Here is a 16,353-nt window from a genome sequence, read left to right on the forward strand (position 1 = left end):
CATGAGCCAGGTTAAAGAGGTTATTGTCCAGGGATTGTGGAAGAACAACTCCGCGCTGGTACAGCTTCTGGGTATGTGCCCCCTGCTGGCGGTGACATCCACCGCCACCAACGCGCTCGGTCTGGGTCTGGCAACCACGCTGGTATTGACCCTGACCAACCTCTCCATCTCTGCCCTGCGACGCTGGACGCCGTCGGAAATTCGTATTCCGATTTACGTCATGATCATTGCGTCGGTGGTCAGTATTGTCCAGATGCTGATTAACGCCTACGCGTTTGGTCTGTACCAGTCGCTCGGGATCTTCATTCCTCTTATCGTCACCAACTGTATTGTGGTCGGGCGTGCGGAAGCGTTCGCGGTGAAAAACAGCCCGGCCATGTCGGCGCTGGATGGTTTTTCCATTGGCATGGGCGCCACGTGCGCCATGTTCGTGCTGGGCTCGCTGCGTGAAATCCTCGGCAACGGTACGCTGTTCGACGGCGCAGATGCGCTGCTGGGCGGCTGGGCTAAAGCGCTGCGCGTTGAGGTGTTTCACACCGATACGCCGTTCCTGCTGGCGATGCTGCCGCCCGGCGCGTTTATTGGCCTCGGCATGATGCTGGCAATAAAATACCTGATTGATGAGAAACGTAAGCGCCGCGCGGCTGAGCGCAGCGTTCTGGAAGGGACACCCGAGAAGGCCTCATGAATAAAGAAAAGCGCATTGCGATCCTGACCCGTCTGCGGGACGAGAACCCGCACCCGACGACGGAGCTGAATTTTACCTCCCCGTTTGAGCTGCTGATCGCGGTGTTGCTCTCTGCGCAGGCGACCGACGTGAGCGTCAATAAAGCCACTGCCCTGCTCTATCCGGTCGCCAATACGCCGAAGGCCATGCTGGAGCTGGGCGTGGAAGGTGTGAAGTCCTATATCAAAACCATCGGCCTGTTTAACAGCAAAGCCGAGAACGTAATTAAGACCTGTCGGATCCTGCTGGAACAGCACGGAGGCGAAGTACCGGAAGATCGCGCCGCGCTGGAAGCCTTGCCGGGCGTGGGGCGTAAAACCGCGAACGTTGTGCTCAATACCGCGTTTGGCTGGCCGACCATCGCCGTTGATACGCATATATTCCGCGTCTCAAACCGGACCAACTTCGCCCCAGGGAAAAATGTCGAGCAGGTAGAAGAGAAGCTGTTAAAAGTGGTTCCTGCCGAATTCAAGGTTGACTGCCACCACTGGCTGATTTTGCACGGTCGTTACACGTGTATTGCGCGTAAACCTCGCTGCGGCTCCTGCATTATCGAAGATCTCTGCGAATACAAAGAAAAAGTGTATTCCTGAACGTTATTACCACATCAAAAGAAGGGTGATGGTGCACGCTTCTTTTGACCGTTATTTGTCCGCCTTTCGTTTCCTCTGACCTGTCACTTCTTCGGTTCTTTAACGCTTAAACAGGTTAATAGTTTTTTCATAGCCAAAAATTTCTATACATCTGTGATCGCGATCACCCTGATAACTTCATGTTGTATTTTTGTTGTCAAAATCGACCTAAACCCTTTGTCTGACAAGACACCCTTCTTTTTTTACCGACGATAAGACCAGTGATTTTTCAGATTATGGGCTATATCACTGCCAGAAGCGGCAAATAGCAGAACATATCGCCATTCACCGGTCCGTACCGGTCATAAGCAGTCGAAAAAACTACCTTTACTCACCTTATAAAATTTAACGCTGAATAACATTTGCATGAACCGACGATTATACCATCTCAGATATATGTAACAGATTATTACAAACGTATTGCCAGATGGGGCAGGATAGTGAACATTACCCGCCGTTTCTCCTCCCAATATAACTATAAGGCGTATGGACTACGGCCATCACGCTATGAACACCCCCGTTAATATGGGATGTAAAAAAAGAGGTATATGTGTCGACTGCAAACAATAAACCAACAGATGAAAGCGTGAGTCTGAACGCTTTTAAACAACCTAAAGCGTTTTATCTCATCTTCTCTATCGAGTTATGGGAGCGTTTTGGTTACTACGGCCTGCAAGGGATCATGGCGGTTTACCTGGTAAAACAGCTGGGTATGTCCGAAGCCGATTCCATCACGCTGTTCTCCTCCTTCAGTGCCCTCGTCTACGGTCTGGTTGCTATCGGCGGCTGGCTGGGTGATAAAGTTCTGGGTACTAAGCGCGTCATTATGCTGGGCGCCATTGTTCTGGCGATTGGCTATGGACTGGTAGCATGGTCAGGGCATGATGCCGCTGTCGTGTATATGGGCATGGCTACGATCGCCGTGGGTAACGGTCTGTTCAAAGCGAACCCGTCTTCTCTGCTCTCTACCTGCTACAGCAAAGATGACCCGCGTCTGGACGGTGCATTTACCATGTACTACATGTCTATCAACATCGGTTCCTTCTTTTCCATGCTGGCAACCCCATGGCTGGCCGCGAAATTCGGCTGGAGCGTGGCGTTTGCGCTGAGCTTCGTGGGTATGCTGATCACCGTGGTAAACTTCCTGTTCTGCCGCAACTGGGTGAAAGACTACGGTTCAAAACCAGACTTCGAGCCTGTCCACATGGGCAAGCTGCTGGCTACCATCGTGGGCGTTGTCGTCCTGGCGGCGATCGCCACCTGGCTGCTGCACAACCAGGGTATCGCTCGTGCCGTTCTGGGCGTCGTTGCGCTGGGCATCGTGGTCATCTTCGCAAAAGAAGCGTTCGCTATGAAGGGTGCAGCCCGTCGTAAGATGATTGTGGCGTTCATTCTGATGCTGGAAGCGATTATCTTCTTCGTGCTGTACAGCCAGATGCCAACCTCTCTGAACTTCTTCGCTATTCGTAACGTTGAGCACTCTATCCTGGGTATCGCATTCGAACCCGAGCAGTTCCAGGCGCTGAACCCCTTCTGGATCATGATCGGTTCCCCGATTCTGGCCGCAATCTATAACAAGATGGGCGATCGTCTGCCAATGCCGCACAAGTTCGCGGTGGGTATGGTGCTCTGTTCTGGTGCGTTCCTGGTGCTGCCGCTGGGGACTAAGTTTGCGTCCGACGCCGGTATCGTGTCCGTTAACTGGCTGATCCTGAGCTACGCGCTGCAGTCTATCGGCGAACTGATGATCTCCGGTCTGGGTCTGGCGATGGTTGCACAGCTGGTTCCACAGCGTCTGATGGGCTTCATTATGGGTAGCTGGTTCCTGACCACTGCCGGTGCGGCGATCATCGCCGGTAAGATCGCGAACCTGATGGCTGTGCCAGAAAACGTGACCGATCCGCTGCTCTCCCTGAACGTCTACGGTACCGTGTTCATGCAGATTGGTATCGCTACGGCGGTTATCGCGGCGCTGATGCTGCTGACCGCCCCGAAACTGAATCGAATGACTCAGGACGACGACAAGACGGCGGAAGCGAACAAAACCGCTACCGCGTGATATCTGAGAGAAACGACAGAACAGAAGCCGCTAAGAGATTAGCGGCTTTTTTTTTGTCCCTTCGCGCACTAACATAGCTGAAACCTCAGCAAAAAGGAGTTACCGATGAAACTGTTCTACAAACCGGGCGCGTGCTCTCTTGCTTCCCATATCACCCTGCGCGAGAGCGGCAAAGATTTCACGCTGGATGGCGTTGATCTGATGAAAAAGCGACTGGAAAACGGGGATGACTTTTTTGCGATTAACCCAAAAGGGCAAGTTCCGGCCCTGCTGTTGGATGACGGAACTCTGCTGACCGAAGGCGTGGCGATTATGCAGTTCCTGGCGGACAACGTACCGGATCGCCAGCTCCTTGCCCCTACCGGCAGCGTCGCACGTTATAAAACGCTGGAGTGGTTGAACTATATCGCCACCGAGCTGCACAAAGGTTTTACCCCCCTCTTCCGCCCGGATACGCCGGAAGAGTACAAGCCGACCGTGCGAGCTCTGCTGGAGAAAAAGCTGCAGTATGTTAACGAATCGCTGAAAGACGATCAGTGGATTTGTGGTTCACGCTTCACCATTGCCGACGCGTACCTGTTTACCGTACTGCGCTGGGCGCGTGCGGTTAAGCTGAACCTGGAAGGGTTGGACCACATCGCATCGTATATGGCGCGCGTGGCGGAGCGTCCAGCGGTGGCCGCGGCGCTAAAAGCGGAAGGGTTGAATTAAGCGAGGCGTCTGTGTTGCCGGGTGGCGCTGACGCTCACCCGGCCTACGAACTCTGGACGATTATAGCCGTGTGGCGCTGAAATAGTGCTCCGGCTTCGCGATACGATCCTGTGCCGCGACCACCTGCAGTTCATATTCCTGCATCTCTTTCGTCGCAATCATAATTTCGTACACTGCTGCCGTCACGTGCTCCAGCGCGTCTCTCACCGTTGCACCCTGCAACAGTTTCACCAGCAGCAGTCCGCTGGTCACATCACCCACGCCCACCGGCTGACGCGTGCCGAAATCCACCAGCGGACGGCTGATATGCCATGCGTCATCTTTCGTCACCAGCAGCATCTCAAAACGCTCCTGAGTCAGCCCTGCGCGGGCGAGATGTTTTACCAGCACAATCTCCGGCCCCTGGGCTATCAGCTCGCGAGACGCGCGTACAGCCTCTTCTACGCTGTTAACCGGATGCTCGCAGAGGATCTCCAGCTCAATCAGGTTGGGCGCAATGATATCGCTGGCGGGCAGCGCATGGCGAACGTGAAATTCCGCTACGCCAGGCGCCACGATGCAGCCTTTCTCCGGGTGTCCCATGACGGGGTCGCAGAAATATTTTGCCGCCGGGTTTGCCGCTTTCACCTGACGGACGATGCCGAGGATGTGTTCCCCCTGCTCCGCTGAGCCGAGGTAGCCGCTCAGAACGGCGTCGCAGCGCTTGAGCTGGTCGATATCCGCAATACCCTGCACAACCTCTGTGAGATGCGAAGGCGGCATCACGCAGCCGGTCCATTTGCCGTATTGCGTGTGGTTAGAGAACTGCACGGTATTGAGAGGCCAGACGTTGGCGCCGAGGCGGCGCATCGGGAATTCCGCTGCGCTATTGCCAGCATGTCCAAACACAACGTGGGACTGAATGGCGAGGATGTTCTTCATCTTTTTCTTACCAAACCCTGAACAAACAAAAAGGGCGTGGTTTCCCACGCCCCTCGAGACTTTTACTTACTTCCAGCAGACCAGACAGTAGTTTTTCTTACCGCGGCGCAGCAGCGTGTAGCGGCCATACAGACGATCGCCGTCAACGAAGGTGTATTCCGGATCAGCCTGCTTTTCACCGTTGATGGTGATAGCGTTGGAGGCGATGGTTTTACGCGCCTGACCACGGGAAGGCTGGAGCTCAGAGTCCACCAGCGCCTGCATCAGGTCAGCTCCTTTTTCCATCTCAACCATCGGCACGCCGTCCTGCGCCAGCTGTTCGAAGTCCGCTTCGCTCAGATCGCTCAGCGTACCGTTGAACAGGCTTGCGGTGATGCGTTTTGCCGCGGCCAGGCCCTCTTCACCATGAACCAGTTTGGTCACTTCGTCCGCCAGCACGTACTGGGCACGCGGCGCTTTACCGCTGTTCTTATCTTCCTCTTCCAGCGCATTGATCTCTGCAATGTCCATGAAGGTGAAGAACTTCAGGAAGCGGTAAACATCTGCGTCCGCCGTGTTGATCCAGAACTGATAGAATTTGTACGGGCTGGTTTTCTTCGGATCGAGCCACACCGCGCCGCCTTCGGTTTTACCGAATTTGGTGCCGTCTGCTTTGGTGATCAGTGGAACGGTCAGGCCGAAGACCTGGTTCTGATGCAGACGACGGGTCAGGTCGATACCGGAGGTGATGTTCCCCCACTGGTCAGAGCCGCCGATCTGTAGAGAGACGCCGTGCAGCTTGTTCAGGCAGGCAAAGTCATAGCCCTGCAGCAGGTTGTAGGAGAACTCGGTAAAGGAGATACCCTGATCGTCACGGTTCAGACGCTGCTTAACCGCTTCTTTGTTAATCATCTGGTTAACAGAGAAGTGCTTGCCGATGTCACGCAGGAAGGTCAGCACGTTCATGCCGCCAAACCAGTCGTAGTTGTTAGCAGCAATGGCAGAGTTATCACCACAGTTGAAGTCGAGGAACGGTGCAACCTGTTTGCGGATCTTATCCACCCACTCCTGCACGGTATCTTCGGTGTTCAGCTTACGCTCCGCGGCTTTAAAGCTCGGGTCACCAATCAGACCGGTCGCGCCGCCCACCAGGGCAACAGGCTTATGGCCCGCCATCTGGAAGCGTTTCAGGCATAACAATGGAACAAGATGCCCCAAATGCAAGCTGTCAGCGGTGGGATCGAAGCCGCAATAGAGCGCGATCGGGCCTTGCGCCAGTCGCTCTGCTAACGCTTCCTCGTCCGTCACCTGGGCCACGAGGCCCCGCTCTTGCAATTGTTTAATCAAGTTACTGCTTGCCATCAAATTCTCCATGTATAAACGACTGCACCTTTGCCGGTACACGACTTTTCGCCTGATGCGAAAGGACCATAGAATAAAGCGCAAGCGCGGTGTGCGCTAGCGCTTAAATCAACAAATTTCGGGGATTACGGGGCCAGTCTGTCGATTTTCCAGCCGCCATTCTCGCGCTGGTATAAAAAGCGGTCATGCAGGCGATGCTCACCGCCCTGCCAGAATTCCATCTGCTCAATCGGAATGCGGAAGCCGCCCCAGAAGCTGGGCAGCGGAATTTCCCCCTGCTGGAACTTCTGTTTCAGCTCCAGGAATTTACTTTCCAGCACGCCGCGGGCAGAGATCCGGCTGGACTGTTTTGACACCCAGGCACCAATCTGGCTGTCGCGCGGGCGGCTGTGGAAATACTTCACCACCTCAAGGGTCGAGAGACGTTCCGCTTTCCCGGTGACCATCACCTGACGCTCAAGCATATGCCACGGGAACAGCAGGCTGATGCGCGGGTTGTTTTCTAAGTGGTGCGCCTTGCGGCTGCCCAGATTGGTATAGAACACCAGCCCTTTCTCGTCGTAATGCTTAAGCAAGACGATGCGCTGATACGGTTGACCGTTTTCATCTACCGTCGCGACGACCATGGCCGTTGGGTCGGCCAGCTTCGCGTCGCAGGCCTGTTTCAGCCAGCGCTCAAAAAGCACGAGGGGTTCAGCGGGAAGATCCTGGCGACGCAGGCCGCCTTTGGTGTATTCACGGCGCAGATGCGCAATTTGCTGCAGTTCGTCGTTATCTGACATGGCGTTAGCTGATCTTGAGATTGGGTGGCGCTATTGTGCGCCGCCCCTGTAAAAATCTCAACGCTTCGGATTTTCAAGCTGGCAGTTGTTCAGCACAATGCGGTCGCGTTTGTAGACCGTGGCGCTGTCGCCTTTCGACCAGAAGACATAGATGCCGTCCGAATAACGCGCCCCGGAGGCCGAGATACCCTGTTTAAGGGTTAGCAGCTTGTTATCGTAAACGAAGCTGGCTTCCTGACGCGGGTTATTCAGCTTCACGGTCAGCGGTTTTTCATCGCAGCGATACTCCAGCGTATCGGTCTGCATGCGCTCAAGGAACTGATTGTAGACGCTGCATCCTGACAGCAATAAAGGCGCGGCAATAAGAAGAAGTTTTTTCATGGGCGTATTCCGAAGACTTTCCTGGTCCTGGAGGGCATGGCTGCCCCCCTGTTTTATTCCATTCTAACGACGAGGCGCCGCGCTGAATTTCAGTTAACTCTGATTATGACGAGGATTTGCAGGGAAAATCGCCCCGAGGACGCTGGCCTCACGCGCGCCGGTTACCGACGGCAAATTCCCTGGCAGCCCGGCGATGGTGCGCCAGGCAAGCCAGGCGAAAGCCAGCGCTTCCATATCATCTCCGCTGATGCCGGCCTCGTCCGTCGTGGTCACCTCAGTGCCCGGCAGCAGCCCGGCAAGACGCGCCATCACCAGCGGGTTTCGGCTTCCCCCGCCGCACACCAGCAGGCGTTCGCAGCCGCCGCTGAGCAGCACTTGCTCAGAGATCGACACGGCCGTTAATTCGGCAAGCGTCGCCTGGACATCCTGCGGGGCGAGTGCCGGGAACAGCGCAAGCTGGCGCTCGAGCCAGCCAAAGTTGAAGTATTCTCGTCCCGTGCTTTTCGGCGCCGGTAAGGCAAAATAAGGGTCGCTGAGCATGGACTGCAGCAGCGGGAGAACCACTTTACCCTCGCTCGCCCACTCGGCGTTTTTATCATACGGTTGACCGCACTGCCGCCAGATCCAGGCATCCATTAACATATTCCCCGGGCCGGTATCGTAGCCGCGAACGGGCTGCCCCGGAATAAGCATCGAGAGGTTAGCAATCCCGCCTATGTTGAGCACCATGCGGCGTTCTGTAGGGTGCGCCAGCAACGCCTGATGGAAGGCGGGCACCAGCGGCGCGCCCTGGCCGCCAAGCGCAATATCGCGGCGCCGAAAATCCCCGACGACCGTTACGCCCGTTTTCGCCACAATCTGGTTGTTATCGCCGATTTGCAACGTATGCGGCGCGTCGCCAGTCGGCTCATGCCAGACGGTTTGTCCGTGACATCCGATGGCGACCACATCCTGGGGACGAAGGTGTTCTTTTTGCATTAACGCCTGCACCGCATCCGCAAACAGCGCCCCCAGCCGAACATCAAGTTGACCAAGCTGGGAGAGGGTTAACGGCTGCCCCTGACAGATGCTCAGAATATCCTCTTTCAGCGAAAGGGGGATTGGCCAGGTCAGGCTCGCCTGCTGTGCCACCATATGTTCGTCAATGGCGGCCAGAACGACATCTACCCCATCCAGACTGGTGCCCGACATCACACCAATGTAGCGACCCGATTTCATGCGCTTTCCTTACGTTGCGTGGGCTAAGGATATCCACTCAACCATAAACAGCGCTCCTTTGCCATCCGACGATAATATTTTTTAACAATGTCTTGCCGGTATGGCGAGTGGCTCCTGTTTATGTCTCGTTAAGTCAAATTCAAGTACAATTTTCTTATTGTTAGTGCAAAGATATGAACTATGGCTCTTTATGCCATATAATTTAGCCATAACGGATGCCTCCAGATGGGCGTTTTTGGTGAACAGGAGATTCAAATGATTGTACGTGTACTGGGCGTTTCGCTGATTGGTTTAACCCTGGCTGGCTGTGTGAACGACAGCTCGCTGTCTGGCGACGTTTACAGCGCTTCTGAAGCAAAACAGGTTCAGAGCGTGACTTACGGTACCGTTGTTAACGCCCGTCCTGTACAAATTCAGGGTGGTGATGAAAACAACGTGATGGGCGCAATCGGCGGTGCTGTACTGGGTGGTTTCCTGGGTAATACCGTTGGAGGCGGCACGGGCCGTTCTCTGGCAACCGCAGCGGGCGCTGTAGCGGGTGGTGTCGCGGGTCAGGGCGTTCAGGGCGCGATGAACAAAACCCAGGGCGTAGAGCTGGAAATTCGTAAAGACGACGGCAGCACCATTATGGTTGTTCAGAAGCAGGGCAATACCCGCTTCTCTGCGGGTCAACGCGTCGTGCTGGCGAGCAACGGCAGCCAGGTTACCGTTTCTCCGCGTTAATTAAAAATGGATGTGGTCATCAGGCCACATCCATTTACAATATATATCACTCTCACAAATATATTTACAGAATACATTCATCCCACACATTATTAAACGCGCCATATATTGTTTCTGCGCAAAGTATTTAGCGTGCTAATTGATTAAACTCTTCGCAATCATCTCTTCATAATTATTTTAATTTGTATAACTTTATATGCTTGCGAATAGTCGTTCTGTAAAAGGTCGTTATATCTCGTTCTGTTTCGGTTGCTTTGTCTTCATCGGAATATTACAGGCTTTATTTTCAAAACTGGTTGACTGTGTTCCGTCCTTTTCGCCTCTTTTGTTCCCCACACTCACCATTTTTTTACTCGTGTTTCACCTGTTTATTGCCTGTTTTATGGCAATGAAATACTGGTGTGATAAGCGGCGGCTCTATCTGATTGCCATCTCATTTGCCTTTGCCGGTTCGGCCTTGCTGATGGTCGGAACATTGACCAGCTTTCCGGCGTGGCTGGATCTCTATCAATTCAACGTTGTGAACTACAACGATGCAATGATCTACTATATGTTCCGCCACCTCTTAATGGCGGTGCTGATGATCGTTTCGGCATTACTTTATCCCACGCGCAATCTGCCCCTTTCACGGCTGGCGCATATCATCATCGTTAGCGGTTCATTTCTTTTTACCGCATGTATGGTGATTCTGGCCTGGATGTATTCCAGCCATTCCCCGTTTTTATCCCTCGATCTGGTTGATAATGAAACGCGGCAGTTTATGGTTCTCTGGAGCCACAGCATTAATATTTCATTAATCGTTCTCTGGGTCGTGACACTAGCCACGCTGATGTTTATTACGCGCGTGCGTAATCTGTTCTGGGTAGGCGGTAATTTTCTGTGTGTCTGCTATGTCGTCACGCTCGCTATGCTGTTGGTAGGCGGACATGCAGAAGATATATCCTGGTATCGTGCCCGTTTATTTGAAACCGTCGCGACGCTGATTATTATTTTTGTGCTGCTCTATGATGTCTTCAGGTTGTATCGTGACTCCCATTTGAAGTATCAGCAGTCGTATCAAAATTCGATTCGCGATCCGCTCACGCGCCTTTATAACCGCAGCTATTTTTATGAATCGTTAAACCAGGCGCTGGGCATCGCCAAACCCAGCCGCCCGGTTTCGGTTATCGTCAGCGATCTCGATCGTTTCAAGCGTATCAACGACAACTACGGTCACCTGCAGGGAGATAAAGTCCTGCAGTTTGTCGCCAATCTGCTGATGGACTCCGTACGTCCGCAGGATATCGCAGCGCGAATCGGCGGCGAAGAGTTTGTCCTGATGCTGGCAAACACCTCCGCAGAAGACGCATATCAGGTGGCGGAGCGCATTCGGTTGAAGCTAAGCGGTTTTGATAAAATTAGCAGCGAGGGTCAGTTACCAGAGCCGATTACCATCAGCATGGGGGTGTTTACGGCAACCTCTTCGTCGGTAAGCGCAGAAGCGTGCGTGGAAAGTGCCGATAAGGCGATGTATGAAGCGAAAGAGACGGGCCGTAACCGCGTCGTTGTCTTTAAGTAAAAACAAGGCCTTGCAGATGCAAGGCCTTGTTGTCTGGTCAGTCGCGAGACTGTAGCTCGTGAATGTTTTGCTCAAGGCGCGCAATGAGGCTGATGAGCATTTCCAGCTCCGTCGGTGAAACGCCTGAAAGGATTTCACCGCGCGTTTTGGTGATCACCGCTTCCATCTCAGTGATGATAGGCGCCGCTTTCTCCGTCAGCTTAATGCGCTTGGCGCGACGATCGCTGGCGCAGGTTTGCCGGGAGATCAGTCCCTTCTCTTCCAGTTGGTCAAGCGTGCGCACCAGCGACGGTTGCTCAATGCCTATCGCTTTAGCCAGTTGAATTTGCGACTGGTCAGGCGGCAGCTGATGAATGTTGTGCAACGTGACCCAATGCGTCTGCGTCAGTTCCAGAGGTTTCAGGCGATGGTCAATCAGAGCACGCCAGACGCGTACCAACCTTGCCAGATCAGAACCTAATGGCGATTCCAATTTCATCTCCTTATAATTAGCTTGCTAAGTTATTATACTGATTTTAGAATAGTGTGCAGCATTTGTATTGGCAAAACAAATGCAATACTGCATTCATCGGACTCAAAAGTATGACTTACACTGAATTATGATGCTTCTTCATACTCAGACAAGCCAACGCGGCATTCTGTTCACTGCAAAGGATTTCTGCCTGTGATCTTTTTTCATCGCTCAGAAGGTTTACCCCTTCAGGACCTGATCTTCGGTGCGTCAGTCTACTTTCCTCCTCTGTTTAAAGCCGTGCTGGTGGGCTTTGTTCTCTGGCTCATCGCGCATCGCCTGCTTCGCGACTGGATGTACTCCGGCGAAATCTGGCACCCCATGCTGATGGATCTCTCCCTGTTTGCCCTCTCCGTATGCCTGGGCCTTGCTGTTCTGATCGTGTGGTGAATATGCCTCTGAAAACGCTGAAGTACTTTTCCACCCTGTTCGTTCTTGTCCTCGCCCTGGCTGCTGGATGGTGGTTGTGGAATTATTATATGCAGTCCCCCTGGACCCGTGATGGCAAAGTTCGCGCTGAGCAGGTCAGCATCACCCCCCAGGTGTCGGGAAGTATCACAACGCTGCTGGTTAAGGATAACCAGTACGTTAAAAAGGGAGAGGTGTTATTCCGCATCGATGACACCCCGTATCACATTGCGATTCTGAACGCCCAGGCGCAGCTGGCAAAAGCCCAGTCTGACCTTGCAAAGGCTAATAATGAGGCCAATCGCCGCCGTCACCTGTCGAAAAACTACATCTCCGCGGAAGATTTAGATACCGCCAATATTAACGTCAAGGCCATGCAGGCAAGCGTCAACGTGGCTGAGGCCACGCTGAAGCAGGCGCAGTGGGAGTTAACCCAAACCGTGGTCACCGCCCCCGTCGACGGATGGGTGACCAACCTCTCCGCCCGGGTGGGAAATTATGCCACCGCCGGTCAGCCGGTTTTTGCTCTCGTCGACAGCCACTCGTTCTACGTAGTGGGCTATTTCGAAGAGACCAAGCTTCGTCATATCCGTGAAGGCGCACCCGCCGCCATAACGCTGTATAGTGGCCCGCAAAAGTTACAGGGTCACGTTTCCAGCATTGGCCGCGCCATTTATGATCAAAGCGTTGAAACGGATTCCGGGCTGGTGCCGGACATCAAGCCGAACGTACCGTGGGTGCGCCTTGCTCAACGCGTGCCTGTGCGCGTGGAGTTTGACCGTTTACCCGAGGACATCACGCTGGTTTCCGGCACCACCTGCACTGTCTCTATCGGAACCCGTTAATGAAGCTGCAGGCGCTCTCCTGGCAAAACACGCCGTGGATGAAAGCGACGCGCCCCCAGTGGCGCTACGCGCTGCGTAACGGCATTGCCATGTGCCTGGCGCTGACCGTCGCCTATTACCTGAACCTGGACGAACCCTACTGGGCGATGACCTCCGCGGCGGTGGTGAGTTTCCCGACCGTTGGCGGAGTGATCAGCAAAAGCCTTGGCCGTATCGCAGGCAGCCTGCTGGGTGCCACCGCGGCGTTAATTATCGCGGGCCACACGCTGAACGATCCGTGGCTGTTCCTGCTGAGCATGGCGGCATGGCTGGGATGCTGTACATGGGCCTGCGCCCATTTCACCAATAACGTGGCCTATGCTTTCCAGCTGGCGGGCTATACCGCCGCTATTATCGCCTTCCCGGTCGTCAACGTGCTCGACACCACCGAGCTATGGGATATCGCACAGGCGCGCGTCTGCGAAGTCATTGTCGGGATCCTCTGCGGCGGATTTATGATGATGGTCCTGCCCAGCACCTCCGACGGGACCGCGCTTATCACAGCGCTGAAAACCATGCATACCCGGCTGCTGGAACATGCGAGCCTGCTGTGGCAACCGGATACCAGCGATGACATCCGCCTCGCGCATGAAAAGGTTATCGGGCAGATCCTGACCATGAATCTGTTGCGAATTCAGGCGTTCTGGAGCCATTACCGTTTTCGCCGTCAGAACACGCTGCTTAACTATTTGCTGCACCAGCAGCTGCGCATGACCAGCGCTATCTCCAGCCTGCGCCGAATGCTGCTCAACTGGCCGGCACCGCCAGAAAACACCCGCGCGGTAATCGAAACCCTGCTCGCGGCGCTCGCGCGACCGGATGCGGACATCTATACCGTCGCGAAGATCATCGCCCCGCTCGCTCCGGTGGATGAATATGATTACCGCCATCGCGCCTTCTGGCAGCGGCTGAATTACTTTTGTCGGCTATACCTGCGCAGCAGCCGCTGGATTAAGGCGGTAGAGAATGCTACCCCGGTCACGGAGTTCGCCGTTCCCGGCAGCCCGGCTCTCGCACGTCACACCGATTATCTGGAAGCGCTGTGGAGCGGTTTTCGCACCTTCAGCGCACTGATGCTGGTGGGGGCGTGGAGCATTACCACGCAGTGGGAGTCAGGCTCGGCGGCGTTAACGCTTGCCGCTATCAGCTGCGTGCTTTACTCCGTCGCGGCCTCGCCGTTTAACTCGCTTACGCTGCTGCTGCGAACGCTTGTTTTGCTATCACTGTTCAGTTTTGTGGTGAAGTTTGGCCTGATGGTACAGATAAGCGATCTCTGGCAGTTTCTGCTGTTCCTGTTTCCGCTGTTAACTACGATGCAGCTCCTTAAGCTGCAAATGCCGAAACTGGCGGGTCTGTGGGGGCAGCTGATTGTCTTTATGGGCTCGTTTATCTCCGTGACGAATCCGCCGGTTTATGATTACGCCGCTTTTCTGAATGACAACCTGGCAAAGATTCTTGGCGTCGGGCTGGCGTGGCTGGCCTTCGCGGTGTTGCGTCCCGGCTCTGACGCACGCAAAAGCCGTCGACATATCCGTGAATTGCGCAGAGGGTTTGTCGACCAGCTCAGCCGCAAGCCGCATCTGCAAGAAAGCGAGTATGAATCGCTGGTTTATCACCACGTCAGCCAGTTAAATAATAGCCAGGACGCGCTGTCCCGACGCTGGCTGCTGCGCTGGGGGGTGGTGCTGTTGAACTGCTCGCACGTGGTCTGGCAGCTTCGCGCATGGGAAACGCGCTCCGATCCGCTGTCGCAGGTACGTGATGTGTGTATCTCTCTGCTACGCGATGTGATGAGCGAGCGCGGCGTTCAGCAGCGGCCTCTGGAGGCCATGCTGGCTGAACTGCAGCGGATCTGCGACACCCTTGCCCGGCATCATCTTCCCGCAGCCCGCGATTTGGCCTCGATAATCTGGCGCCTGCACTGCTCGCTGTCGCAGCTGGAACAGGCGCCTCCGCCAGGAACGATTGGGGATCAGATTACGCCGCAGGCATAGCGCGCCCCGCCGCCGCCAAGCGGTTTAGGCTGATCGGACATGTTATCGCCGCCCACATGGATCATCAGCGCTTTGCCTTTAACCTCATCCAGCTTTTTCAGCCGCGGGGCCACGACCGGATCCGTGGCTTTACCGTCATTGTTTACCACCAGCACCGGCAAGTCGCCCAGGTGTCCCATACCTTCAGGCCCTTCATGTTTACCTGAATTTTGCGGGTCAAGGTGGCCCCCTGCTGCTTCCGCTGCCGACGGTTTACCCTCTTTCATGGCTGGCTGACAGCTCCCTTTGGCATGAACATGGAAGCCGTGTTCGCCCGGCGGGAGCGCTTTAAGATCGGGTGCAAATTCCAGCCCTTTATCGGTCTCGGTGATTTTCACCGTCCCGATGGACTGACCCACACCCTGTGAGGTGACGAGATTCATTTCTACTTCGTCGCTGGCTGCCTGCGCCCCTGCGCAAACAACCAGCGTGACCAATGCCAGAGTAAAACGCTTCATATGACCTCCGCTGGTTATTTTTTGCCCCTTAAGTGTATACCAGGGGCACAGATTTCACCGGAAAGTCACCTTCTTGCGGTTTAAGGCACGTCGTAACCCAGCGCGGCCTTGCGGATGCGGAACCACTGCTGGCGGGTCATCTGCAGCTCTTCGGCGGCCAGCGCGGAACGGACGCGTTCAATTTTCCCGGAGCCAATAATCGGCAGCGGTTTTGACGGCAGACGCAGGATCCAGGCGTAAACCACCTGCTCTATGCTCTGGGCGTTCAGCTCGCGGGCGATGGTTTCCAGCTCATTGCGCAGCGGCTGGAACGCATCATCATTAAACAGGCGTCCACCGCCGAGGCACGACCAGGCCATCGGGCGAATGCGCAGCTGCTGCAGCTGGTCGAGCGTACCATCCAGCAGCAGCGGCTGATGCACCGGGGAGATCTCAACCTGGTTAGTGGCGAGCGTAAACGGCAGACGAGACTGAAGCAGCGCAAACTGGGCCGGGGTAAAGTTGGAGACGCCGAAGTGACGCACCTTCCCACTCTGATGCAGACTCAGGAAGGCTTCCGCCACCTCGTCGGCATCCATGAGCGGGTCCGGACGGTGAATCAGCAGCAGGTCGATACGATCGGTTGCCAGATTGACCAGCGACTGCTCGGCGCTCTTGATGATATGGGCGCTGTCGGTGATGTAGTGGCCGAGGGCATGCTCCGGTTTGGCCGTGGTGGCAATACCGCATTTAGTAACGATCTCCATGCGCTCCCGGAGTGCCGGAACCAGCTTGAGCGCCTCGCCAAAGGCGGCTTCACACTGATAGCCACCGTAAATATCCGCATGATCGACGGTTGTTACCCCTAAATCGATATGCTCTTCAATAAAGCTTGCCAGCTGGAGGGGGGACATATTCCAGTCCATCAGGCGCCAGTAGCCCATCACAAAACGGGAGAATTCTGGCCCCTGGGGGGCAAGGGTAATACGCTGAACCATAACATTTTCCTCAAGGACGTGATGTCTTG

The 16,353-nt window shown here is 54.9% G+C and carries 17 protein-coding genes; 9 read left to right on the forward strand and 8 right to left on the reverse strand.

What is annotated here, in order from left to right:
* The first annotated feature begins 1 nt into the window (after window position 1).
* The 4 genes from IM299_RS02640 to gstA all read left to right on the forward strand — a co-directional run bounded on the left by IM299_RS02640 (window position 2) and on the right by gstA (window position 4,129).
* Window positions 2–688, forward strand: a complete 687-nt coding sequence (locus IM299_RS02640; RefSeq protein ID WP_023617347.1) for an electron transport complex subunit E — start codon at window positions 2–4, stop codon at window positions 686–688.
* Window positions 685–1,320, forward strand: a complete 636-nt coding sequence (gene nth / locus IM299_RS02645; protein WP_042719087.1) for an endonuclease III — start codon at window positions 685–687, stop codon at window positions 1,318–1,320. Before IM299_RS02640 ends, nth begins: the two co-directional genes overlap by 4 nt.
* Window positions 1,321–1,909: 589 nt before the next feature.
* Entirely contained in the window at window positions 1,910–3,418 is a 1,509-nt protein-coding gene (dtpA, locus tag IM299_RS02650; RefSeq protein ID WP_028012913.1) for a dipeptide/tripeptide permease DtpA, read from the forward strand.
* Between the two features lie 105 nt (window positions 3,419–3,523).
* Entirely contained in the window at window positions 3,524–4,129 is a 606-nt protein-coding gene (gene gstA, locus IM299_RS02655) for a glutathione transferase GstA (RefSeq protein WP_028012912.1), read from the forward strand.
* Window positions 4,130–4,189: 60 nt separating this feature from the next.
* On the opposite strand, the gene pdxY is transcribed toward gstA, so the two are convergent.
* The 5 genes from pdxY to anmK all read right to left on the reverse strand — a co-directional run bounded on the left by pdxY (window position 4,190) and on the right by anmK (window position 8,772).
* Window positions 4,190–5,050, reverse strand: a complete 861-nt coding sequence (gene pdxY / locus IM299_RS02660; RefSeq protein ID WP_041910326.1) for a pyridoxal kinase PdxY — start codon at window positions 5,048–5,050, stop codon at window positions 4,190–4,192.
* A 66-nt stretch (window positions 5,051–5,116) separates the two neighbouring features.
* On the reverse strand, window positions 5,117–6,391 hold the full coding sequence (gene tyrS / locus IM299_RS02665; RefSeq protein WP_028012910.1) for a tyrosine--tRNA ligase: 1,275 nt from the start codon (window positions 6,389–6,391) through the stop codon (window positions 5,117–5,119).
* Between the two features lie 125 nt (window positions 6,392–6,516).
* Window positions 6,517–7,173 (reverse strand): pyridoxamine 5'-phosphate oxidase, encoded by a 657-nt coding sequence (pdxH, locus tag IM299_RS02670; protein ID WP_028012909.1) that lies wholly within the window; start codon window positions 7,171–7,173, stop codon window positions 6,517–6,519.
* A 57-nt stretch (window positions 7,174–7,230) separates the two neighbouring features.
* Entirely contained in the window at window positions 7,231–7,554 is a 324-nt protein-coding gene (gene mliC, locus IM299_RS02675) for a C-type lysozyme inhibitor (RefSeq protein WP_028012908.1), read from the reverse strand.
* Window positions 7,555–7,647: 93 nt separating this feature from the next.
* Window positions 7,648–8,772 (reverse strand): anhydro-N-acetylmuramic acid kinase, encoded by a 1,125-nt coding sequence (gene anmK, locus IM299_RS02680; protein WP_193357000.1) that lies wholly within the window; start codon window positions 8,770–8,772, stop codon window positions 7,648–7,650.
* A 255-nt stretch (window positions 8,773–9,027) separates the two neighbouring features.
* Between anmK and slyB the strand changes: the two genes are divergently transcribed.
* Complete coding sequence (slyB, locus tag IM299_RS02685) at window positions 9,028–9,495, forward strand: outer membrane lipoprotein SlyB (protein ID WP_028012906.1); 468 nt, start codon at window positions 9,028–9,030, stop codon at window positions 9,493–9,495.
* A gap of 196 nt (window positions 9,496–9,691) precedes the next feature.
* Window positions 9,692–11,053, forward strand: a complete 1,362-nt coding sequence (locus IM299_RS02690) for a GGDEF domain-containing protein (protein WP_193357002.1) — start codon at window positions 9,692–9,694, stop codon at window positions 11,051–11,053.
* Window positions 11,054–11,090: 37 nt separating this feature from the next.
* Here the strand turns inward: IM299_RS02690 and slyA are convergent, their stop codons facing one another.
* A complete protein-coding gene (slyA, locus tag IM299_RS02695; protein ID WP_028012904.1) occupies window positions 11,091–11,531 on the reverse strand; it encodes a transcriptional regulator SlyA in 441 nt (146 codons plus the stop codon).
* A gap of 186 nt (window positions 11,532–11,717) precedes the next feature.
* Between slyA and IM299_RS02700 the strand changes: the two genes are divergently transcribed.
* Genes IM299_RS02700 through IM299_RS02710 form a run of 3 tightly spaced genes read left to right on the forward strand, consistent with a single transcriptional unit; the run spans window position 11,718 to window position 14,850 of the window.
* Window positions 11,718–11,954 (forward strand): DUF1656 domain-containing protein, encoded by a 237-nt coding sequence (locus tag IM299_RS02700; RefSeq protein ID WP_028012903.1) that lies wholly within the window; start codon window positions 11,718–11,720, stop codon window positions 11,952–11,954.
* A gap of 2 nt (window positions 11,955–11,956) precedes the next feature.
* Entirely contained in the window at window positions 11,957–12,817 is an 861-nt protein-coding gene (locus IM299_RS02705; protein ID WP_045261497.1) for an HlyD family secretion protein, read from the forward strand.
* On the forward strand, window positions 12,817–14,850 hold the full coding sequence (locus tag IM299_RS02710) for an FUSC family protein (RefSeq protein ID WP_193357003.1): 2,034 nt from the start codon (window positions 12,817–12,819) through the stop codon (window positions 14,848–14,850). Before IM299_RS02705 ends, IM299_RS02710 begins: the two co-directional genes overlap by 1 nt.
* Here IM299_RS02710 and sodC read toward each other — a convergent pair.
* Entirely contained in the window at window positions 14,829–15,347 is a 519-nt protein-coding gene (gene sodC, locus IM299_RS02715) for a superoxide dismutase [Cu-Zn] SodC (protein WP_028012900.1), read from the reverse strand. The two genes, IM299_RS02710 and sodC, sit on opposite strands and share 22 nt — an antisense overlap.
* An 80-nt stretch (window positions 15,348–15,427) precedes the next feature.
* Window positions 15,428–16,324, reverse strand: a complete 897-nt coding sequence (locus tag IM299_RS02720) for an aldo/keto reductase family oxidoreductase (RefSeq protein ID WP_028012899.1) — start codon at window positions 16,322–16,324, stop codon at window positions 15,428–15,430.
* Between the last annotated feature and the right edge of the window lie 29 nt (window positions 16,325–16,353).

It is taken from the genome of Enterobacter cloacae complex sp. P47BA, from assembly GCF_014930485.1.
Classification (GTDB): Bacteria; Pseudomonadota; Gammaproteobacteria; order Enterobacterales; family Enterobacteriaceae; genus Enterobacter; species Enterobacter bugandensis.